The following is a 20,898-nucleotide window of genomic DNA, read 5'->3' as shown; positions in this document are numbered from 1 at the left end:
ACCCTCTACTCAAATTCATCCCAGCCGTCCAGCTGGCGTCGTTCTTGTTGCATTTCACGCTGGAAAATCTCTTCCAGTTCACGTCGGGCTTCCCTGGCGCGAGAAATTTGTACGGTATCAGCATGCATCGGGATTAACTCCCGCAGCATTCGCATATCCAGGCGGCGAAAATGCAGTTGCGCGCGCTGCGCCTGATGCGGATGCATGCCAAGCGTGACCAGCGTCTTGCGCCCCAGCTCTAACGCACTGGAGAATGTTTCACGGGAAAACTGCGTCACCCCTGCCTGTAATAACTCATGCGCTTCCACACGTCCGCGCGCTCGCGCAAGAATATGCAAATGCGGAAAGTGCTGCTGGCATATTTCCACCAGCTTCATAGTGTCTTCCGGCTCGTTACAGGTAATGACGATAGACTCAGCGGCCTCTGCACCCGCAGAACGTAAAAGATCTACCTGCGTGGCGTCGCCGTAATAAACTTTGTAGACATATTTGCGCATCAGGTTAACGGCACTGATATCCCGCTCCAGTACAGTAATGCGCATTTTATTTGCCATCAGCAAACGACCAATCACCTGACCAAAACGCCCAAAGCCCACGACAATGACCTGCGGTTTATCATCGTTGACCCATGGTTTTTCGTCTTCTTCTTCCGGTCCGTTAAACTGGCGGGATAGCCATTTATCGACCAGCTTCATCAGCAGCGGCGTGGTCATCATGGAAAGCGTCACCGTCACCAGCAACAGCGCCATCTGGTCGCCCTGGAATAAGCGTTGTGAAGAAGCGGTAGAAAAGAGGACAAAGGCAAACTCACCGCCCTGACTCAACACGCCAGCAAACTGCATCCGCTCAGAACTGCGCACGCCATACAATCGCGCCAGCAGATACAGCACGAGAATTTTCACCGCCACCAGCACAACCACACTTATCACTACCCACAACAGATGGGTATAAAGCACCCCGAGGTTGAGCGACATGCCGACAGAGATAAAGAACAAACCGAGCAGCAAGCCTTTGAAGGGATCGATAGCCGTTTCCAGTTCATGGCGATATTCACTTTCCGCCAGTAGCACACCCGCAATAAACGTACCGAGCGCCATCGACAACCCCAGCGCATCCATAAACAATGCGGAACCCAACACCAGCAGCAGCGTCGCAGCGGTGAACACTTCCCGCACGCCAGAAGCTGCAATAAAACGGAATACCGGACGCAGTAAATAGCGCCCGCCAATCAGCATGCCGACAAACGCCAGCACCTTCATGCCGATCTTCATCCAGTCGAAATGTTCGTCTGCCGAACCCGCCAACAACGGCACTAACGCCAGTGCCGGGATCACCGCCAGATCCTGAAACAGCAGTACCGAGAAACCTAACTGGCCGGATTCGCTGCGATTCATCCCTTTCTCACGCATCAATTGCAACGCCATTGCAGTTGAAGACATCGCAAGGCCAATGCCACCGACCACCGCCGCCTGCCATGAGAAATGGGTCAGCATCAATAATCCTGCCAGCAACGCCGCGCTTAACAGCACCTGTGCCGCGCCTACGCCAAAAATCGAACGCCGCAGTTGCCAAAGCTTGGAGGGATTCAACTCAAGGCCGATGATAAACATCAGGAATACCACGCCGAGTTCCGAAAAGTGGAGGATCTCATCGACGTCGCTAATAAACCCCAGCCCCCACGGGCCAATCGCAATCCCCGCCAGCAAATATCCCAACACTGCACCAATACCCAGCCGCGATGCCAGCGGCACCGCAGCCACCGCCGCGAAGAGAAACAGCACTCCTGCGAGTAAAAAATCAGAACCTTCCATCAGCGGCCTCCTGGAGACAGCGGATTTGCCAGCCAGTCACCGTAGGCTCTGGCGTGGCTCGCCAGCTCCTGTGCGCTTTGCCGTCTCGCCCAGTAAATAATGATGGGGCTTAACCAATGCATCCGGCACATGCCCGCCGCCAGTTCAAAGGGGCGCAGAACATCGCTCATCGGGTAGCGATTCAACGCGTCATAACGGTAAGCACTTTCCGGCTCCCCGGTGGTAATCACGCTACGCCAGTACTTTCCCGCCAGTTGGTTTCCCCCCGGTCCGCTGGCAAAACCACGGCTTAATACCCGGTCCAGCCACTCTTTCAGTAGCGCCGGGCAGCTATAGGTATAAAGAGGATGCTGAAAGACAATCACCTCGTGCTCGCGCAGTAATGCCTGCTCACGAGGGATATCAATAAAAAAGTCGGGATAGTGCGCGTAAAGGTCGTGCACGGTAACATTGCTGAGCTGCGTGGCCGGTTTAAGCAGAACCCGGTTTGCCACCGAGTCCTGAGATTCCGGATGGGCATACAGCAGCAAAACTTTCGCTGGCTGAGACATCATCCCCCTCCCGGTATGGTTTTTGTGTATAGTCGCTGTTTTGGGCTACCATTGCGCCCGGTGCGGCAGCTCGCCCATACATTACATTATCATAATGATAAGTTAACATAGTCTGAACATACGGCGCCTTATGATTGTTTTTTCCTCGTTACAAATTCGTCGCGGCGTGCGCGTCCTGCTGGATAATGCCACCGCCACCATCAACCCTGGGCAGAAAGTCGGCCTGGTGGGTAAAAACGGCTGTGGTAAATCTACCCTGCTGGCATTGCTGAAAAATGAAATCAGCGCCGACGGCGGCAGCTACACCTTTCCGGGAAGCTGGCAACTGGCGTGGGTGAATCAGGAAACACCGGCGTTACCGCAAGCGGCGCTGGAATATGTCATTGACGGCGACCGTGAATATCGTCAACTGGAAGCGCAGCTACACGACGCCAACGAACGTAACGACGGGCACGCCATTGCGACCATTCATGGCAAGCTGGATGCTATTGACGCATGGAGTATTCGCTCCCGTGCCGCCAGCCTGCTGCACGGCCTCGGTTTCAGCAATGAACAACTGGAGCGCCCGGTAAGTGATTTCTCCGGTGGCTGGCGTATGCGTCTTAACCTTGCCCAGGCGCTGATTTGCCGTTCAGACTTGCTGCTGCTCGACGAACCGACTAACCACCTCGATCTCGATGCCGTTATCTGGCTGGAAAAATGGCTGAAGAGCTATCAGGGCACGCTGATCCTGATCTCTCACGATCGCGATTTCCTCGATCCGATCGTTGATAAAATTATTCATATCGAACAACAAAGCATGTTCGAGTACACCGGCAACTACAGTTCGTTTGAAGTACAGCGCGCCACCCGTCTGGCGCAGCAACAAGCGATGTATGAAAGCCAGCAGGAACGCGTGGCGCATTTGCAAAGTTATATCGACCGTTTCCGTGCCAAAGCCACCAAAGCGAAGCAGGCCCAGAGCCGCATCAAGATGCTCGAGCGTATGGAGCTGATTGCCCCCGCGCACGTCGACAACCCGTTCCGCTTTAGCTTCCGCGCGCCGGAAAGCCTGCCTAATCCGTTATTAAAGATGGAAAAAGTCAGCGCAGGCTATGGTGATCGCATTATTCTCGACTCGATTAAACTGAATCTGGTCCCCGGCTCGCGCATTGGTCTGTTAGGCCGCAACGGCGCGGGTAAATCGACATTAATCAAACTGTTAGCCGGCGAACTTGCGCCAGTCAGCGGTGAAATTGGTCTGGCGAAAGGGATCAAGCTCGGCTACTTCGCCCAGCATCAACTGGAATACCTGCGCGCCGACGAATCGCCTCTTCAACATCTGGCACGTTTAGCGCCGCAGGAGCTGGAACAAAAACTGCGTGACTACCTCGGCGGCTTTGGTTTCCAGGGCGATAAAGTAACCGAAGAAACGCGCCGCTTCTCCGGTGGGGAAAAAGCCCGCCTGGTGCTGGCATTAATTGTCTGGCAGCGTCCGAATCTGCTGCTGCTCGACGAACCGACCAACCACCTTGACCTCGACATGCGTCAGGCACTCACCGAAGCATTAATCGAGTTCGAAGGCGCGCTGGTTGTCGTCTCGCACGACCGTCATTTGCTGCGTTCCACCACTGACGATCTCTACCTGGTTCACGATCGTAAAGTCGAACCGTTCGACGGCGATCTGGAAGATTATCAACAGTGGTTGAGCGACGTACAAAAGCAGGAAAACCAGACCGACGAAGCGCCAAAAGAGAACGCGAACAGCGCCCAGGCACGTAAAGATCAGAAGCGTCGGGAAGCGGAGCTGCGTGCGCAAACCCAGCCACTGCGTAAAGAGATTGCCCGTCTGGAAAAAGAGATGGAGAAGCTGAACGCGCAACTGGCGCAGGCGGAAGAGAAACTCGGCGACAGCGAACTGTACGATCAAAACCGTAAAGCGGAGTTGACCGCCTGCCTGCAACAGCAAGCCAGCGCCAAATCCGGCCTGGAAGAGTGCGAAATGGCATGGCTGGAAGCCCAGGAGCAGCTTGAGCAGATGCTGCTGGAAGGCCAAAGCAACTGATGGCGCAGATAACAACGACCGATGCCAATGAATTTAGCAGCAGTGCTGAATTCACCCCTATGCGCGGCTTTAGCAATTGTCATCTACAAACCATGCTGCCGCGTCTGTTCCGTCGCAAGGTGAAATTCACCCCGTACTGGCAGCGGCTGGAGTTGCCCGACGGCGATTTTGTCGATCTCGCGTGGAGTGAAGATCCTGCACAGGCGCGGCATAAACCGCGTTTAGTGGTATTTCACGGGCTGGAAGGCAGTCTCAATAGCCCTTACGCTCACGGTCTGGTTGAGGCGGCGCAAAAGCGCGGCTGGCTGGGCGTGGTGATGCATTTTCGCGGATGCAGCGGTGAACCAAACCGTATGCACCGCATTTACCATTCGGGCGAAACCGAAGACGCCAGTTGGTTTTTACGCTGGCTGCAACGCGAGTTTGGTCATGCGCCAACGGCTGCCGTCGGCTATTCGCTCGGCGGTAATATGCTGGCCTGTTTGCTGGCAAAAGAAGGCAATGATCTCCCGATTGATGCGGCAGTGATTGTCTCTGCGCCGTTTATGCTGGAGGCCTGTAGTTACCATATGGAAAAGGGCTTTTCCCGCATTTATCAGCGTTACTTGCTGAACCTGTTAAAAGCCAATGCCGCGCGCAAGCTGGCAGCCTACCCCGGAACACTGCCGATTAATCTCACGCAGTTAAAATCGGTACGTCGCATCCGTGAATTTGACGATCTCATCACCGCCAGAATTCACGGCTACGCTGACGCTATCGACTATTATCGTCAGTGTAGCGCCATGCCGATGCTCAATCGGATAGCCAAACCGACACTGATTATTCACGCCAAAGACGATCCGTTTATGGATCATCAGGTGATCCCGAAACCGGAAAGTCTCCCCCCGCAGGTGGAGTATCAGCTGACTGAACATGGCGGTCATGTTGGCTTTATTGGCGGTACATTACTTCATCCGCAAATGTGGCTGGAGTCACGCATTCCTGACTGGTTAACAACGTATCTGGAGGCGAAATCATGTTGATTCCGTGGCAAGACCTCTCCCCCGAAACGCTGGAAAATTTAATTGAAAGCTTTGTGTTACGTGAAGGCACCGATTATGGTGAACATGAGCGTACACTTGAACAGAAAGTCGCCGACGTCAAACGCCAGCTACAGTGCGGAGAAGCGGTGCTGGTATGGTCGGAGCTGCACGAAACGGTCAATATCATGCCGCGCAGTCAGTTTCGCGAATAACCTGCAACCGTCGGCGGACGAGATAATAATGATAGCTAAGTCATGGAGTTACTATGTCTGCCAAACATCCGGTCATTGCGGTAACAGGATCCAGCGGCGCGGGGACCACCACCACCAGCCTCGCGTTTCGTAAAATATTCGCGCAGTTAAATCTGCATGCAGCCGAGGTGGAAGGCGACAGTTTTCACCGTTATACCCGCCCGGAAATGGACATGGCGATCCGCAAAGCGCGCGACGCCGGGCGGCATATCAGCTACTTCGGCCCCGAAGCGAACGACTTCGGCCTGCTGGAACAAACCTTCATTGAATACGGTCAGAGCGGCAAAGGGAAATCTCGCAAATATCTGCATACCTACGACGAAGCCGTACCGTGGAATCAGGTACCGGGGACATTCACCCCCTGGCAATCTTTACCGGAACCCACTGATGTACTGTTTTATGAAGGTTTACACGGCGGCGTAGTCACGCCACAGCATAACGTTGCGCAGCATGTGGACTTACTGGTCGGCGTGGTGCCTATCGTTAACCTTGAGTGGATTCAAAAACTGATCCGCGACACCAGCGAGCGCGGGCACTCACGAGAAGCAGTGATGGACTCGGTAGTGCGTTCAATGGAAGACTATATCAACTACATCACACCGCAGTTTTCCCGCACCCATCTTAATTTCCAGCGCGTTCCCACCGTCGACACCTCAAATCCGTTCGCGGCAAAAGGTATCCCGTCGCTGGATGAAAGCTTTGTGGTGATCCATTTTCGTAATCTGGAAGGGATCGATTTCCCCTGGCTGCTGGCGATGTTGCAAGGCTCATTCATTTCCCACATCAATACGTTAGTGGTGCCTGGCGGCAAAATGGGTCTGGCAATGGAATTAATTATGCTGCCGCTGGTGCAACGATTGATGGAAGGAAAGAAAATCGAGTAACGCTGCTATTACGCCGGATAAAATACTATCCGGCTTCACAACGGGATAGTTAAATCACGCGGCAACCACTTCATACGAGTGAGTAATATTCACCGCTTTTTCCAGCATCAGCGCCACTGAACAATATTTCTCGGCAGAGAGATCAACCGCACGTGCAACCGCTGCGTCTTTCAGGTCGCGACCGGTAACGATAAAATGCAGATTAATGTGCGTAAACAGGCGTGGTGCCTCTTCGCGGCGTTCAGAGGTCAATTTTACTTCACAATCGACCACATCCTGACGCCCTTTTTGCAGGATAGAAACCACATCGATGGCACTGCAACCACCCGCTGCCATCAACACCATTTCCATCGGGCTTGGTGCTTTATCGCCTGAGTTGCCGTCCATTAAAATCTGGTGACCAGAGGCGGATTCGCCCAGAAAAGTTAACCCTTCGACCCACTTCACTCGCGCTTGCATTTTTGCTACTCCACTGCGTCAATTTTCCTGACAGAGTACGCGTACTAACCAAATCGCGCAACGGAAGGCGACCTGGGTCATGCTGAAGCGAGACACCAGGAGACACAAAGCGAAAGCTATGCTAAAACAGTCAGGATGCTACAGTAATATATTGATGTACTGCATGTATGCAAAGGACGCCACATTACCGTGCAGTACAGTTGATAGCCCCTTCCCAGGTAGCGGGAAGCATATTTCGGCAATCCAGAGACAGCGGCGTTATCTGGCTCTGGAGAAAGCTTATAACAGAGGATAACCGCGCATGGTGCTTGGCAAACCGCAAACAGACCCGACTCTCGAATGGTTCTTGTCTCATTGCCACATTCATAAGTACCCATCCAAGAGCACGCTTATTCACCAGGGTGAAAAAGCGGAAACGCTGTACTACATCGTTAAAGGCTCTGTGGCAGTGCTGATCAAAGACGAAGAGGGTAAAGAAATGATCCTCTCCTATCTGAATCAGGGTGATTTTATTGGCGAACTGGGCCTGTTTGAAGAGGGCCAGGAACGTAGCGCATGGGTACGTGCGAAAACCGCCTGTGAAGTGGCTGAAATTTCGTACAAAAAATTTCGCCAATTGATTCAGGTAAACCCGGACATTCTGATGCGTCTGTCTGCACAGATGGCGCGTCGTCTGCAAGTCACTTCAGAGAAAGTGGGCAACCTGGCGTTCCTCGACGTGACGGGCCGCATTGCACAGACTCTGCTGAATCTGGCAAAACAACCGGATGCTATGACTCACCCGGACGGTATGCAAATCAAAATTACCCGTCAGGAAATCGGTCAGATTGTCGGCTGTTCTCGTGAAACCGTGGGACGCATTCTGAAGATGCTGGAAGATCAGAACCTGATCTCCGCACACGGTAAAACCATCGTCGTTTACGGCACTCGTTAATCCCGTCAGAGTGGCGCGTTACCTGGTAGCGCGCCATTTTGTTTCCCCCGATGTGGCGCAGACTGATTTATCACCCCGATATCAACTATGCACTTCGACAAACGCTGGTGCTATGTTTGCCCGTGGCCGTTGGGTTAATGCTTGGCGAATTACGATTCGGCCTGCTCTTCTCCCTCGTTCCTGCCTGTTGCAATATTGCGGGCCTTGATACGCCTCATAAACGTTTTTTCAAACGCTTAATCATTGGTGCGTCGCTGTTTGCCACCTGTAGCTTGCTGACACAGGTGCTACTGGCAAAAGATGTTCCCCTGCCCTTTTTGCTGACCGGATTAACGCTGGTACTTGGCGTCACTGCTGAACTGGGGCCATTGCACGCAAAATTGCTTCCCGCATCGCTGCTCGCTGCCATTTTTACCCTCAGTCTGGCGGGATACATGCCGGTCTGGGAACCGTTGCTCATCTATGCGCTGGGCACTTTGTGGTACGGATTGTTTAACTGGTTTTGGTTCTGGATCTGGCGCGAACAACCGCTACGCGAGTCACTAAGTCTGCTGTACCGTGAACTGGCAGATTACTGTGAAGCCAAATACAGCCTGCTTACCCAGCACACCGACCCTGATAAAGCGCTGCCGCCGCTGCTGGTGCGCCAGCAAAAAGCGGTCGATCTAATTACCCAGTGCTATCAGCAAATGCATATGCTTTCCGCGCAAAATAATACCGATTACAAGCGGATGCTGCGTATTTTCCAGGAGGCGCTGGATTTGCAGGAACATATTTCGGTCAGTTTGCATCAGCCGGAAGAGGTGCAAAAGCTGGTCGAGCGTAGCCATGCGGAAGAAGTTATCCGCTGGAATGCGCAAACCGTCGCCGCTCGCCTGCGCGTGCTGGCTGATGACATTCTTTACCATCGCCTGCCAACGCGTTTTACGATGGAAAAGCAAATTGGCGCACTGGAAAAAATCGCCCGCCAACACCCGGATAATCCGGTTGGGCAATTCTGCTACTGGCATTTCAGCCGCATTGCTCGTGTGCTGCGCACCCAAAAACCGCTCTATGCCCGTGACTTACTGGCCGATAAACAGCGGCGAATGCCATTACTTCCGGCGCTGAAAAGTTATCTGTCACTAAAGTCTCCAGCGCTACGCAATGCCGGACGACTCAGTGTGATGTTAAGCGTTGCCAGCCTGATGGGCACCGCGCTTCATCTGCCGAAGTCGTACTGGATCCTGATGACAGTATTGCTGGTGACGCAAAATGGCTATGGCGCAACCCGTCTGAGGATTGTAAATCGCTCCGTGGGAACCGTGGTCGGGTTAATCATTGCAGGCGTGACGCTACACTTTAAAATTCCCGAAGGTTACACCCTGACCTTGATGCTGATTACCACCCTCGCCAGCTACCTGATATTGCGCAAAAACTACGGCTGGGCGACGGTCGGTTTTACTATTACCGCAGTGTATACCCTGCAACTGTTGTGGCTGAACGGTGAGCAGTACATCCTTCCGCGTCTTATCGATACCATTATTGGTTGTTTAATTGCTTTCGGCGGTACTGTCTGGCTGTGGCCGCAGTGGCAGAGCGGGTTATTGCGTAAGAACGCCCATGACGCTTTAGAAGCCTATCAGGACGCGATTCGCTTGATTCTGAGCGAGGACCCGCAACCTACGCCACTGGCCTGGCAGCGAATGCGGGTAAATCAGGCGCATAACACTCTGTATAACTCATTGAATCAGGCGATGCAGGAACCGGCGTTTAACAGCCATTATCTGGCAGATATGAAACTGTGGGTAACGCACAGCCAGTTTATTGTTGAGCATATTAATGCCATGACCACGCTGGCGCGGGAACACCGGGCATTGCCACCGGAACTGGCACAAGAGTATTTACAGTCTTGTGAAATCGCCATTCAGCGTTGTCAGCAGCGACTGGAGTATGACGAACCGGGTAGTTCTGGCGATGCCAATATCATGGATGCGCCGGAGATGCAGCCGCACGAAGGCGCGGCAGGTACGCTGGAGCAGCATTTACAACGGGTTATTGGTCATCTGAACACCATGCACACCATTTCGTCGATGGCATGGCGGCAGCGACCGCATCACGGGATTTGGCTGAGTCGCAAGTTGCGGGATTCGAAGGCGTAATACAGGCTAAACCATCGGATGAGGTGTTCACGCCGCATCCGACATCTTTTGCCTGATGCGTCTTATTTACGCCCCAACCACCTTCGCCACCGCGTGGGCGAAACGATGCATCCCTTCATCGATATCCGCATCTTCCACCACCAGCGACGGCGCAAAACGCATCACATCAGGCCCGGCATTCAGCACCATTACGCCTTCCTCTGCACCCGCATACAGGAAATCACGCGCCCGACCTTTGTACTGTGGTTTCAGCTCTGCGCCAATCAACAGCCCCATACCGCGAATATCGCTAAACACATCGTACTGCTGATCGATCTTCTGCAAATGGTCAACAAAATGCTGGCGTTTCGCTTGAATACCTTCCAGCACTTCAGGGGTATTGATGATATCAAACGCTGCGCCCGCTACTGCACAGGCCAGAGGATTACCGCCGTAGGTGGAACCGTGAGAACCAGGATGAAACGCGGAAGCAATCTCCGCCGTGGTCAGCATGGCGCTAACCGGGAAGCCGCCGCCTAGCGCTTTCGCAGAGGTCAGAATATCCGGCGTCACGCCGTAGTGCATATAAGCAAACAGATCGCCGGTCCGCCCCATCCCGCACTGCACTTCATCAAACACCAATAATGCCTGATGCTGATCACACAGCTCGCGCAAGCCCTGCAAAAACTCTGGCGTCGCTGCCGTCACGCCGCCCTCGCCCTGAATCGGCTCAACCACCACCGCACAGGTATGGTCATCCATCACGGCTTTTACTGCGTGAAGATCGTTAAAAGGCACGTGGATGATGTCTGCCGGTTTTGGCCCAAAGCCGTCGGAATATTTTGGCTGCCCGCCCACCGAGACGGTAAACAGCGAACGACCATGAAAAGCGTTATGGAAGGCAATAATTTTGGTTTTGAACGGGCTATGACGCACACAGGCGTAATGGCGTGCCAGTTTAAAGGCGGTTTCGTTAGCTTCCGTGCCGGAGTTCATAAACACCACGCGTTCGGCAAACGTTGCCTCAATCAGTTTACGGCCAAGACGCAGCGCCGGCTCATTGGTGAAAACGTTACTAATATGCCACAGAGTTTCGCCCTGGGTTTTTAACGCGTTCACCAGCGCAGGATGGCAATGGCCCAACGCCGTAACTGCAATGCCACCCGCGAAATCGACATACTCCTTGCCCTGTTGATCCCAGATTCGGCTGCCCTGACCTTTTACCGGAATAAACTCTGCCGGAGCATAAATCGGCAGAATCACTTCATCGAAAGTCGCGCGTGTAATTGCTGTTTGTTCAATTGCCATCTCATGATCACCCTGTTACGCATAAATAAATATGAAATTATAATCACAAAATATGCATAAAAAATCACTGAATGGCAATCAGAAATCAGCGATGCAGAAAATTAGCCAGCAGTTGATGTCCTTGTTCGCTAAGAATACTTTCTGGATGGAATTGCACACCTTCCAGATCCCACTGGCGATGGCGAATCCCCATAATCTCGCGGGTTTCGCTCCAGGCCGTCACTTCAAAGCACTCCGGTAATGAGTCAGGTTCCACCACCAGCGAATGGTAGCGTGTCACGGTGAGTGGATTTGCCAGCCCCTTAAATACGCCCACACCATTATGTGTAATCGGCGAGGTTTTGCCGTGCATGACCTTTGCGGCGCGCACAACTTTGCCGCCAAATGCCTGCGCCATTGCCTGATGACCGAGGCAGACGCCAAGAATCGGCAAGCGTCCGGCATAGTGACGAATAACGTCAAGGGAGATCCCGGCTTCATCTGGCGTACAGGGGCCGGGTGAGATGACAATTTTTTGTGGTTTAAGGGCGTCGATATCCGCCAACGTCAACGCATCGTTGCGCTTAACCAACACATCCGCCCCCAGTTCACAAAAGTACTGGTAGAGGTTCCAGGTAAAAGAATCGTAGTTATCAATAAGCAGGATCATGGCGGCTCCGGTACGAAAGAACCGCGCTATTTTACTCAGATTCCCCGGCTTCGCTTACCACTTTGCTAAATATCATCTGCAGCGCGGTGAGATCCCCCATTGCCCCATTCTGATTTGCCTGATTCCAGGCCTCTTTTTCGATACCCTGCCAGCTCAGTTGATATCCGGCATGAATCGCCAGTTGCTCGAAGAAGATCCGCTGTGCCAAACCACTTCCCACCCGGAAGGGATGCAGCACGTTGATTTCACAATAGTAATGCGCCAGCCGCTCGACGAACTTCGCTTTCTCCAGGCCAACCAGATAACCTTCTTCCTCCAGATCCTGCATCAGGGCATTGCCCTCTTTTTCGATATAAGCAAAGTGGCAGAACGGCGTATCGCCCTGATAAATATCGACTTCGCGCAGTTGCCCCGCCCAGTCGAAAATATCCTGATACAGCTGGCGATGGATAGTGCGCAAATGCGGTAAACCCCGAACCAACGGGCCAAGTTCAATGGTCGCAGCACGCAGCGCCGTCATTTCGTAAGCGGCCTGTTCCAGCCGCTGCTGCTGGCGGATGTTCAGCCGGTTACGCATGATATCAAGGCCTGGATAAAGATACGGATCGCGCCCTTCGCCGAATTTATCGCTCATAGTGCCTCCTCAGCGCTTCAAGACGCGCTAAAGCCTCTGCGGCAGTAAGAGTGACTAAAGGCATCTCGACGCCTTCAAGACGGCGACTGGCCTGGAAATTACGATTACGCTGAAGCTCCCAGAGACGGGACTTTTGCTTATCGGTGAGTTTCTTCACTTGATGCCTCCCTGAACGTGTCCATTTGCCACAAGTATAAGCGGCAAATCCGGGTTACGCCGGGAGAGCAGAAGCGCGGGCAAGATTGCCCGCGCGAGAAATCATTACGGCAGGACTTTAGCGGAAAGGATAACTACCGGTTTTGACGGCACATTCTGGTACGGACCAACGTCATGAGTCGGCACCTGGGAAATCTTATCGGCAACGTCCATGCCTTTCACCACTTTACCAAATACCGCGTAACCGAAATCACGCTGACCGTGGTCAAGGAAGGCGTTATCGGCAACGTTGATAAAGAACTGGCTGGTGGCGCTGTCTTTGTCAGCGGTACGCGCCATCGCGATGGTGCCACGCGTGTTGCGCAGGCCGTTATCAGCTTCATTTTTGATTGGCGGGTTTGGTTTTTTCTGCTGCATCTGCTCGGTGAAACCGCCGCCCTGAATCATAAAGCCAGGAATGACGCGGTGAAAGGTCGTGTTGTTATAAAAACCACTGTTCACATAATCGACAAAGTTTTGCACAGACACTGGCGCTTTTTGTTTATCCAGCTCCAGTTCGATGTTACCAGCTGAGGTTGTCAACAATACGTGCGGGTCCCCTTTCGCTGCCATTGCTGCGGGAGAAAGAGCAGAAAGGGCGAAAACAGCAGCCATCGCCGCCAGGGTCGATTTGAACATGAGATTTCCTTAACAAACAGAGCAGAAAAAAAGCAAGTGAAGAGATTCTAAATAGCCTTCAAGAACAAGGCCATCCCTTTACCTAATTTTACGTATCTGAAATATATGTAACCTGAGGATAACTTTTTATTCCGTGACCAAAATCACCTCTTAAAATGCAATTTAGCAACCGATTGCAATAAAACATTTAATCAGATCACAAAATCGCCTAAAATCGCCCGCTCGCGGCATAGCCCGCTATGCCATTTTATTTTTGAACGCAGGCCAATCATGACTAACAGCAATCGCATCAAGCTCACATGGATTAGCTTTCTTTCCTACGCACTGACCGGTGCGTTGGTTATTGTCACCGGGATGGTGATGGGAAATATCGCCGATTATTTCAATCTGCCTGTTTCCAGCATGAGTAACACCTTCACCTTCCTCAATGCCGGCATTTTAATCTCTATCTTCCTCAACGCCTGGCTGATGGAAATCGTCCCGTTGAAAACGCAGTTACGTTTTGGCTTTCTCCTGATGGTGCTGGCGGTTGCCGGTTTGATGTTCAGCCACAGCCTGGCGCTGTTCTCGGCGGCGATGTTCATTCTCGGGGTGGTCAGCGGCATCACCATGTCGATTGGTACATTCCTGGTAACACAAATGTATGAAGGACGTCAGCGCGGTTCACGCCTGTTATTTACCGACTCCTTCTTCAGTATGGCCGGGATGATTTTCCCAATGATCGCCGCGTTTCTGCTGGCACGTAGCATTGAGTGGTACTGGGTTTATGCCTGCATCGGGCTGGTATATGTCGCTATTTTTATTCTGACCTTCGGCTGTGAGTTCCCGGCGCTGGGCAAACATGCGCCAAAAACGGATGCTCCGGTAGAGAAAGAAAAGTGGGGGATCGGCGTACTGTTTCTCTCTGTTGCGGCGCTGTGCTACATCCTCGGTCAGTTAGGTTTTATCTCCTGGGTGCCAGAATATGCCAAAGGTCTGGGTATGAGCCTGAATGACGCTGGCACGCTGGTAAGTAACTTCTGGATGTCGTACATGGTCGGCATGTGGGCGTTCAGCTTTATTCTTCGCTTCTTTGATTTGCAGCGCATTCTGACCGTACTGGCTGGTCTGGCTGCGATTCTGATGTACGTCTTTAACACCGGAACACCGGCACATATGGCGTGGTCAATTCTCGCCCTGGGCTTCTTCTCCAGCGCGATCTATACCACCATCATCACCCTGGGTTCACAGCAGACCAAAGTACCGTCGCCAAAACTGGTTAACTTTGTCCTGACCTGCGGGACCATCGGTACTATGTTGACCTTTGTGGTTACCGGCCCGATTGTTGAACATAGTGGTCCGCAGGCGGCGCTGCTGACGGCAAACGGTCTGTACGCTGTCGTCTTTGTGATGTGCTTCCTGTTAGGTTTCGTCAGCCGTCACCGTCAGCATAACACCCTGACCTCTCATTAATTGTTCATGCCGGGCGGCACTATCGTCGTCCGGCCTTTTCCTCTCTTACTCTGCTACGTACATCTATTTCTATAAATCCGTTCAATTTGTCTGTTTTTTGCACAAACATGAAATATCAGACAATTCCGTGACTTAAGAAAATTTATACAAATCAGCAATATACCCCTTAAGGAGTATATAAAGGTGAATTTGATTTACATCAATAAGCGGGGTTGCTGAATCGTTAAGGTAGGCGGTAATAGAAAAGAAATCGAGGCAAAAATGAGCAAAGTCAGACTCGCAATTATCGGTAACGGTATGGTCGGCCATCGCTTTATCGAAGATCTTCTTGATAAATCTGATGCGGCCAACTTTGATATTACCGTTTTCTGTGAAGAACCGCGCATCGCTTATGACCGCGTACACCTCTCGTCTTACTTCTCTCACCACACCGCCGAAGAGCTGTCGCTGGTGCGCGAAGGCTTCTACGAGAAACACGGCATCAAAGTTCTGGTCGGCGAACGCGCTATCACCATCAACCGTCAGGAGAAGGTGATTCACTCCAGCGCCGGACGTACCGTTTTTTATGACAAGCTGATCATGGCGACCGGTTCCTACCCGTGGATCCCGCCAATTAAAGGTTCTGATACTCAGGACTGCTTTGTCTATCGCACCATTGAAGACCTCAACGCCATTGAATCCTGCGCTCGTCGCAGCAAGCGCGGTGCCGTTGTTGGTGGCGGCCTGTTAGGTCTGGAAGCTGCTGGCGCGCTGAAAAACTTAGGCATTGAAACCCACGTTATCGAATTTGCCCCTATGCTGATGGCGGAACAGCTTGATCAGATGGGCGGCGAGCAGCTGCGTCGCAAAATCGAAAGTATGGGCGTGCGCGTTCACACCAGCAAAAACACTCTTGAGATTGTGCAGGAAGGTGTTGAAGCGCGTAAAACCATGCGTTTTGCCGACGGCAGCGAACTGGAAGTCGACTTTATCGTCTTCTCTACCGGTATCCGTCCGCGCGATAAGCTGGCAACCCAGTGTGGTCTGGACGTTGCTCCGCGTGGGGGTATCGTCATAAATGATTCCTGCCAGACTTCCGATCCGGATATCTACGCCATCGGTGAATGCGCAAGCTGGAACAACCGTGTATTTGGTCTGGTAGCACCAGGCTACAAAATGGCGCAGGTCGCCGTTGACCATATTCTTGGTAGCGAAAACGCCTTTGAAGGTGCAGACCTTAGCGCCAAGCTGAAACTGCTGGGCGTAGACGTAGGCGGTATTGGTGATGCGCACGGTCGCACGCCTGGCGCACGTAGCTACGTTTACCTCGACGAAAGCAAAGAGATCTACAAACGCCTGATTGTCAGCGAAGACAACAAAACCCTGCTCGGTGCGGTACTGGTGGGCGATACCAGCGACTACGGCAACCTGCTGCAACTGGTGCTGAACGCTATCGAGCTGCCGGAAAACCCGGATTCCCTGATCCTGCCAGCGCACTCGGGTAGCGGTAAGCCGTCTATCGGTGTTGATAAACTGCCGGACAGCGCGCAAATCTGCTCCTGCTTCGACGTCACCAAAGGCGACCTGATTGCTGCTATCAACAAAGGCTGCCACACCGTTGCGGCGCTGAAAGCCGAAACCAAAGCCGGTACGGGCTGCGGCGGTTGTATTCCGCTGGTCACTCAGGTACTGAACGCGGAACTGGCGAAACAGGGTATCGAAGTTAACAACAACCTGTGTGAACACTTTGCTTATTCGCGTCAGGAACTGTTCCATTTGATCCGCGTTGAAGGCATTAAAACCTTCGAAGAACTGCTGGCGAAACACGGCAAAGGTTACGGTTGTGAAGTTTGTAAACCGACCGTCGGTTCGCTGTTGGCCTCCTGCTGGAACGAATACATTCTGAAGCCGGAACATACTCCGCTGCAGGATTCTAACGACAACTTCCTCGCGAACATCCAGAAAGACGGCACCTACTCGGTGATCCCGCGTTCTCCGGGCGGTGAAATCACCCCGGAAGGGCTGATGGCAGTGGGTCGTATCGCGCGTGAATTTAATCTCTACACCAAAATCACCGGCTCTCAGCGCCTGGCGATGTTTGGCGCACAGAAAGACGATCTGCCAGAGATCTGGCGTCAACTGATTGAAGCCGGCTTCGAAACCGGTCATGCCTATGCGAAAGCACTGCGTATGGCGAAAACCTGCGTGGGAAGCACCTGGTGCCGCTACGGTGTTGGCGACAGCGTCGGCCTCGGCGTGGAACTGGAAAACCGTTACAAAGGCATCCGTACGCCGCACAAAATGAAGTTCGGTGTCTCCGGCTGTACCCGTGAATGTTCAGAAGCTCAGGGTAAAGACGTGGGTATTATCGCCACCGAAAAAGGCTGGAACCTGTACGTTTGCGGTAACGGCGGCATGAAACCGCGTCATGCGGATCTGCTGGCAGCGGATATCGATCGCGAAACGCTGATCAAATATCTCGACCGCTTCATGATGTTCTACATCCGTACTGCCGACAAACTGACGCGTACCGCGCCGTGGTTAGAAAACCTCGAAGGTGGCATCGATTACCTGAAAGCGGTGATCATTGACGACAAACTGGGGCTGAACGCTCATCTGGAAGAAGAGATGGCGCGCCTGCGGGAAGCGGTAGTGTGCGAATGGACTGAAACGGTCAATACGCCGTCTGCGCAGACTCGCTTCAAACACTTCATCAACAGCGACAAGCGTGACCCGAACGTGCAGATGGTGCCAGAGCGCGAACAGCACCGTCCGGCAACGCCGTATGAACGTATCCCGGTAACTCTGGTGGAGGACAACGCATGAGCCAGTGGAAAGACATCTGCAAAATCGATGACATCCTGCCTGAAACCGGCGTCTGCGCGCTGTTAGGTGACGAACAAGTAGCAATTTTCCGCCCGTATCACAGCGATCAGGTGTTTGCGATCAGCAACATCGACCCGTTCTTCGAGTCCAGCGTGCTGTCACGCGGGTTGATTGCGGAACACCAGGGCGAGCTGTGGGTCGCCAGTCCGCTGAAAAAGCAGCGTTTTCGCTTAAGCGACGGCTTGTGCATGGAAGACGAACAGTTTTCCGTCAAGCATTACGACGCGCGAGTGAAAGACGGCGTGGTACAGCTGCGCGGTTAATATTTTAACGGGAGGCGCAATGCCTCCCCTTTTTGCATGGTCCTGTAATAACCTTCGGTATATTGCAGGACATTTTTTAAACTTTTTGTTTTATTTTTTGTTTTTATTTTTTAAAGGATAATCAAATGTTTACAGACACTATTACTAAGTGTGCGGCTAACGCTGCGCGCATTGCACGCCTGTCGGCAAATAACCCGCTCGGCTTTTGGGTCAGCTCCGCGATGGCGGGCGCGTATGTGGGTCTTGGGATCATCCTGATTTTCACGCTCGGTAATTTGCTCGACCCGTCCGTACGTCCTCTGGTGATGGGCGCGACCTTTGGTATCGCCTTAACGCTGGTGATTATCGCCGGTTCTGAATTGTTCACCGGACACACCATGTTCCTCACCTTTGGGGTGAAAGCGGGCACCATCAGCCACGGGCAAATGTGGGCAATCCTGCCGCAAACCTGGCTGGGTAACCTGGTCGGTTCCGTCTTCGTTGCCATGCTTTATAGCTGGGGCGGCGGTAGCCTGCTGCCGGTAGATACCAGCATCGTTCACTCCGTTGCGCTGGCTAAAACCACTGCACCGGCAATGGTACTGTTCTTCAAAGGTGCATTGTGTAACTGGCTGGTTTGCCTGGCAATCTGGATGGCGCTGCGCACTGAAGGGGCGGCGAAATTTATCGCTATCTGGTGGTGTTTGCTGGCATTTATCGCGTCCGGCTACGAGCACTCCATCGCTAACATGACGCTGTTCGCACTCTCCTGGTTCGGCAACCACAGCGAAGCCTACACGCTGGCGGGCATTGGTCATAACCTGCTGTGGGTGACGCTGGGTAATACTTTATCGGGTGCCGTATTCATGGGATTGGGTTATTGGTATGCTACGCCGAAAGCGAATCGTCCGGTTGCGGACAAATTTAATCAAACTGAAACGGCTGCCGGTTAATTACTAAGGGGTTTTTACGTGGATCATTTGCCTATATTTTGCCAATTACGCGATCGCGACTGTCTGATTGTCGGCGGTGGTGATGTCGCGGAACGCAAAGCAAGGTTGCTGTTAGACGCAGGCGCTCGCTTAACGGTGAATGCATTAGCGTTTATTCCACAGTTCACCGCATGGGCAGATGCAGGCATGTTAACCCTCGTCGAAGGGCCATTTGATGAAAGCCTTCTCGACACCTGCTGGCTGGCGATTGCAGCGACAGATGATGACGCGCTTAACCAGCGCGTCAGCGAAGCCGCTGAAGCTCGTCGCATCTTCTGTAACGTGGTCGATGCGCCGAAAGCCGCCAGCTTTATTATGCCGTCGATTATTGACCGCTCGCCGCTCATGGTAGCGGTCTCCTCTGGCGGCACCTCTCCGGTTCTGGCGCGCCTGTTGCGCGAAAAACTCGAATCACTGCTGCCGTTACATCTGGGCCAGGTAGCGAAATACGCCGGGCAATTACGCGGGCGAGTGAAACAACAGTTCGCCACGATGGGTGAGCGTCGCCGTTTCTGGGAGAAATTATTCGTTAACGACCGCCTGGCGCAGTCGCTGGCCAACAACGATCAGAAAGCCATTACTGAAACCACCGAACAGTTAATCAACGAACCGCTCGACCATCGCGGTGAAGTGGTGCTGGTTGGTGCAGGTCCGGGCGATGCCGGACTGCTGACACTGAAAGGTCTGCAACAAATTCAGCAGGCAGATGTGGTGGTCTACGACCGTCTGGTTTCTGACGATATTATGAATCTGGTACGCCGCGATGCTGATCGCGTTTTCGTCGGCAAACGCGCGGGATACCACTGCGTACCGCAGGAAGAGATTAACCAGATCCTGCTGCGGGAAGCGCAAAAAGGTAAACGCGTGGTGCGTCTGAAAGGCGGCGATCCGTTTATTTTCGGGCGTGGCGGAGAAGAGCTGGAAACACTGTGCAACGCGGGTATTCCATTCTCGGTGGTTCCGGGTATTACCGCAGCTTCTGGTTGCTCTGCCTATTCGGGTATTCCGCTCACGCATCGCGATTATGCCCAGAGCGTACGCTTAATTACTGGACACTTAAAAACCGGTGGCGAGCTGGACTGGGAAAACCTGGCGGCAGAAAAACAGACGCTGGTGTTTTATATGGGGCTGAATCAGGCTGCAACTATTCAGCAAAAGCTGATTGAATACGGTATGCCTGGTGAAATGCCGGTGGCAATTGTCGAAAACGGAACGGCAGTCACGCAGCGCGTGATTGACGGTACGCTCACGCAGCTGGGCGAACTGGCGCAGCAAATGAACAGTCCATCGCTAATTATTATTGGTCGGGTTGTTGGCCTGCGCGATAAATTGAACTGGTTCTCTAACCATTAATTTAACCAGGGCCAGAGAAGTCTGGCCTTTTTCGTTTACAACTCTCTTTATATATTCAGCAGATAAAAACATAACCCCTTAATAAATATTGTCTGCTAATGGGTTATTTTCACCGTTACAGCGACTTACAAAATTAAATCAATCGCTCACTGACGCTAATTGAATATTTCTGTATCGTTCTTAATGAGCAGTCTGCTTATATTCATATAATCAATGAATGTTAATTAATATATAATACATAGGGAATGTAAATGAACAAATTTATTAAAGTTGCACTGGTAGGCGCAGTACTGGCTACGTTAACTGCATGTACTGGTCATATTGAAAACCGTGATAAGAACTGCTCTTACGACTACCTGCTGCACCCGGCTATTTCTATTTCTAAAATCATTGGCGGTTGCGGTCCGACTGCACAGTAAGCCATTGACAGAAATCGGCTAACGCCGGTTTAATTGCCTGACGCCCTCGAGATTACCCGAGGGCGTATTTGTTT

Annotated in this window: 20 protein-coding genes; 12 read left to right on the top strand and 8 right to left on the bottom strand. The window is 52.6% G+C overall.

Going from position 1 to position 20,898, the window contains the following annotated elements:
* Window positions 1-5 precede the first annotated feature (5 nt).
* Window positions 6-1,811, bottom strand: coding sequence for a glutathione-regulated potassium-efflux system protein KefB (gene kefB / locus HBM92_RS01930; RefSeq protein WP_000399163.1), 1,806 nt, complete (start codon window positions 1,809-1,811; stop codon window positions 6-8).
* Complete coding sequence (gene kefG, locus HBM92_RS01925) at window positions 1,811-2,362, bottom strand: glutathione-regulated potassium-efflux system ancillary protein KefG (protein ID WP_001297514.1); 552 nt, start codon at window positions 2,360-2,362, stop codon at window positions 1,811-1,813. The genes kefB and kefG overlap by 1 nt, the downstream gene beginning before the upstream one ends.
* A gap of 130 nt (window positions 2,363-2,492) precedes the next feature.
* On the opposite strand from kefG, the gene HBM92_RS01920 reads away from it, so the two are divergent.
* From HBM92_RS01920 to HBM92_RS01905, 4 genes are read left to right on the top strand one after another with little or no spacing between them, the layout of a single operon-like run.
* Entirely contained in the window at window positions 2,493-4,406 is a 1,914-nt protein-coding gene (locus tag HBM92_RS01920; protein ID WP_000634808.1) for an ABC transporter ATP-binding protein, read from the top strand.
* Window positions 4,406-5,428, top strand: coding sequence for a hydrolase (locus HBM92_RS01915; protein WP_000057387.1), 1,023 nt, complete (start codon window positions 4,406-4,408; stop codon window positions 5,426-5,428). The genes HBM92_RS01920 and HBM92_RS01915 overlap by 1 nt, the downstream gene beginning before the upstream one ends.
* Complete coding sequence (locus HBM92_RS01910) at window positions 5,422-5,640, top strand: YheU family protein (protein ID WP_000907085.1); 219 nt, start codon at window positions 5,422-5,424, stop codon at window positions 5,638-5,640. The genes HBM92_RS01915 and HBM92_RS01910 overlap by 7 nt, the downstream gene beginning before the upstream one ends.
* 53 nt (window positions 5,641-5,693) lie before the next feature.
* The gene (locus HBM92_RS01905) at window positions 5,694-6,563 is read left to right on the top strand and encodes a phosphoribulokinase (protein WP_001274684.1); all 870 of its coding nucleotides are present in this window, start codon (window positions 5,694-5,696) and stop codon (window positions 6,561-6,563) included.
* Between the two features lie 54 nt (window positions 6,564-6,617).
* Here the strand turns inward: HBM92_RS01905 and HBM92_RS01900 are convergent, their stop codons facing one another.
* A complete protein-coding gene (locus HBM92_RS01900) occupies window positions 6,618-7,022 on the bottom strand; it encodes an OsmC family protein (protein ID WP_001148908.1) in 405 nt (134 codons plus the stop codon).
* A 301-nt stretch (window positions 7,023-7,323) separates the two neighbouring features.
* Here HBM92_RS01900 and crp point away from each other — a divergent pair, with 301 nt between their 5' ends.
* Together crp and HBM92_RS01890 are read left to right on the top strand one after the other, a co-directional pair.
* Window positions 7,324-7,956, top strand: a complete 633-nt coding sequence (gene crp / locus HBM92_RS01895; RefSeq protein WP_000242755.1) for a cAMP-activated global transcriptional regulator CRP — start codon at window positions 7,324-7,326, stop codon at window positions 7,954-7,956.
* 50 nt (window positions 7,957-8,006) lie between these two features.
* Complete coding sequence (locus tag HBM92_RS01890) at window positions 8,007-10,097, top strand: YccS/YhfK family putative transporter (protein ID WP_001304921.1); 2,091 nt, start codon at window positions 8,007-8,009, stop codon at window positions 10,095-10,097.
* 66 nt (window positions 10,098-10,163) lie between these two features.
* Here HBM92_RS01890 and argD read toward each other — a convergent pair whose 3' ends face one another.
* From argD to ppiA, 5 genes are all read right to left on the bottom strand, one after another.
* Window positions 10,164-11,384: a bifunctional acetylornithine/succinyldiaminopimelate transaminase gene (gene argD, locus HBM92_RS01885; protein ID WP_000963800.1), complete on the bottom strand. Its 1,221-nt coding sequence runs from the start codon at window positions 11,382-11,384 to the stop codon at window positions 10,164-10,166.
* A gap of 85 nt (window positions 11,385-11,469) precedes the next feature.
* On the bottom strand, window positions 11,470-12,033 hold the full coding sequence (gene pabA / locus HBM92_RS01880) for an aminodeoxychorismate synthase component 2 (RefSeq protein WP_000601853.1): 564 nt from the start codon (window positions 12,031-12,033) through the stop codon (window positions 11,470-11,472).
* Window positions 12,034-12,064: 31 nt separating this feature from the next.
* Window positions 12,065-12,667: a putative adenosine monophosphate-protein transferase Fic gene (locus HBM92_RS01875; RefSeq protein ID WP_001280638.1), complete on the bottom strand. Its 603-nt coding sequence runs from the start codon at window positions 12,665-12,667 to the stop codon at window positions 12,065-12,067.
* Window positions 12,657-12,824, bottom strand: a complete 168-nt coding sequence (locus HBM92_RS01870) for a YhfG family protein (RefSeq protein ID WP_000736858.1) — start codon at window positions 12,822-12,824, stop codon at window positions 12,657-12,659. Before HBM92_RS01870 ends, HBM92_RS01875 begins: the two co-directional genes overlap by 11 nt.
* A 104-nt stretch (window positions 12,825-12,928) precedes the next feature.
* The gene (gene ppiA / locus HBM92_RS01865; RefSeq protein WP_000477225.1) at window positions 12,929-13,501 is read right to left on the bottom strand and encodes a peptidylprolyl isomerase A; all 573 of its coding nucleotides are present in this window, start codon (window positions 13,499-13,501) and stop codon (window positions 12,929-12,931) included.
* A 270-nt stretch (window positions 13,502-13,771) separates the two neighbouring features.
* Between ppiA and tsgA the strand changes: the two genes are divergently transcribed.
* The 6 genes from tsgA to HBM92_RS01835 all read left to right on the top strand — a co-directional run bounded on the left by tsgA (window position 13,772) and on the right by HBM92_RS01835 (window position 20,824).
* Entirely contained in the window at window positions 13,772-14,953 is a 1,182-nt protein-coding gene (gene tsgA, locus HBM92_RS01860; protein ID WP_000185247.1) for an MFS transporter TsgA, read from the top strand.
* A 261-nt stretch (window positions 14,954-15,214) separates the two neighbouring features.
* The gene (nirB, locus tag HBM92_RS01855) at window positions 15,215-17,758 is read left to right on the top strand and encodes an NADPH-nitrite reductase large subunit (RefSeq protein ID WP_000049213.1); all 2,544 of its coding nucleotides are present in this window, start codon (window positions 15,215-15,217) and stop codon (window positions 17,756-17,758) included.
* Window positions 17,755-18,081, top strand: a complete 327-nt coding sequence (gene nirD / locus HBM92_RS01850; protein WP_000084762.1) for a nitrite reductase small subunit NirD — start codon at window positions 17,755-17,757, stop codon at window positions 18,079-18,081. The genes nirB and nirD overlap by 4 nt, the downstream gene beginning before the upstream one ends.
* Window positions 18,082-18,206: 125 nt before the next feature.
* Window positions 18,207-19,013 carry a nitrite transporter NirC gene (nirC, locus tag HBM92_RS01845; RefSeq protein ID WP_000493588.1) on the top strand — a complete coding sequence of 269 codons (807 nt, stop codon included), beginning with the start codon at window positions 18,207-18,209 and terminating at the stop codon, window positions 19,011-19,013.
* A gap of 18 nt (window positions 19,014-19,031) precedes the next feature.
* Window positions 19,032-20,405 (top strand): siroheme synthase CysG, encoded by a 1,374-nt coding sequence (gene cysG / locus HBM92_RS01840; protein ID WP_000349860.1) that lies wholly within the window; start codon window positions 19,032-19,034, stop codon window positions 20,403-20,405.
* Between the two features lie 251 nt (window positions 20,406-20,656).
* Entirely contained in the window at window positions 20,657-20,824 is a 168-nt protein-coding gene (locus HBM92_RS01835) for a YhfL family protein (protein ID WP_001031834.1), read from the top strand.
* The last annotated feature ends 74 nt before the right edge of the window (window positions 20,825-20,898 follow it).

This window comes from Escherichia sp. E.sYA108 (genome assembly GCF_011754335.1).
Taxonomy (GTDB): Bacteria; Pseudomonadota; Gammaproteobacteria; order Enterobacterales; family Enterobacteriaceae; genus Escherichia; species Escherichia coli.
The sequence above is the reverse complement of the archived record's forward strand: the minus strand, read 5'-3'. Positions and strand labels throughout refer to the sequence as shown.

What these genes read in the sequence shown, in the direction of transcription:
- argD (WP_000963800.1), bottom strand. Translation starts at nt 11,384, where the DNA reads ATGGCAATTGAACAAACAGCAATTACACGCGCGACTTTCGATGAAGTG.
- HBM92_RS01890 (WP_001304921.1), top strand. Translation starts at nt 8,007, where the DNA reads ATGTGGCGCAGACTGATTTATCACCCCGATATCAACTATGCACTTCGA.
- crp (WP_000242755.1), top strand. Translation starts at nt 7,324, where the DNA reads ATGGTGCTTGGCAAACCGCAAACAGACCCGACTCTCGAATGGTTCTTG.
- kefG (WP_001297514.1), bottom strand. Translation starts at nt 2,362, where the DNA reads ATGTCTCAGCCAGCGAAAGTTTTGCTGCTGTATGCCCATCCGGAATCT.
- HBM92_RS01875 (WP_001280638.1), bottom strand. Translation starts at nt 12,667, where the DNA reads ATGAGCGATAAATTCGGCGAAGGGCGCGATCCGTATCTTTATCCAGGC.
- tsgA (WP_000185247.1), top strand. Translation starts at nt 13,772, where the DNA reads ATGACTAACAGCAATCGCATCAAGCTCACATGGATTAGCTTTCTTTCC.
- nirC (WP_000493588.1), top strand. Translation starts at nt 18,207, where the DNA reads ATGTTTACAGACACTATTACTAAGTGTGCGGCTAACGCTGCGCGCATT.
- HBM92_RS01915 (WP_000057387.1), top strand. Translation starts at nt 4,406, where the DNA reads ATGGCGCAGATAACAACGACCGATGCCAATGAATTTAGCAGCAGTGCT.
- HBM92_RS01835 (WP_001031834.1), top strand. Translation starts at nt 20,657, where the DNA reads ATGAACAAATTTATTAAAGTTGCACTGGTAGGCGCAGTACTGGCTACG.
- HBM92_RS01910 (WP_000907085.1), top strand. Translation starts at nt 5,422, where the DNA reads ATGTTGATTCCGTGGCAAGACCTCTCCCCCGAAACGCTGGAAAATTTA.
- kefB (WP_000399163.1), bottom strand. Translation starts at nt 1,811, where the DNA reads ATGGAAGGTTCTGATTTTTTACTCGCAGGAGTGCTGTTTCTCTTCGCG.
- ppiA (WP_000477225.1), bottom strand. Translation starts at nt 13,501, where the DNA reads ATGTTCAAATCGACCCTGGCGGCGATGGCTGCTGTTTTCGCCCTTTCT.
- nirB (WP_000049213.1), top strand. Translation starts at nt 15,215, where the DNA reads ATGAGCAAAGTCAGACTCGCAATTATCGGTAACGGTATGGTCGGCCAT.
- HBM92_RS01905 (WP_001274684.1), top strand. Translation starts at nt 5,694, where the DNA reads ATGTCTGCCAAACATCCGGTCATTGCGGTAACAGGATCCAGCGGCGCG.
- HBM92_RS01920 (WP_000634808.1), top strand. Translation starts at nt 2,493, where the DNA reads ATGATTGTTTTTTCCTCGTTACAAATTCGTCGCGGCGTGCGCGTCCTG.
- nirD (WP_000084762.1), top strand. Translation starts at nt 17,755, where the DNA reads ATGAGCCAGTGGAAAGACATCTGCAAAATCGATGACATCCTGCCTGAA.
- HBM92_RS01900 (WP_001148908.1), bottom strand. Translation starts at nt 7,022, where the DNA reads ATGCAAGCGCGAGTGAAGTGGGTCGAAGGGTTAACTTTTCTGGGCGAA.
- pabA (WP_000601853.1), bottom strand. Translation starts at nt 12,033, where the DNA reads ATGATCCTGCTTATTGATAACTACGATTCTTTTACCTGGAACCTCTAC.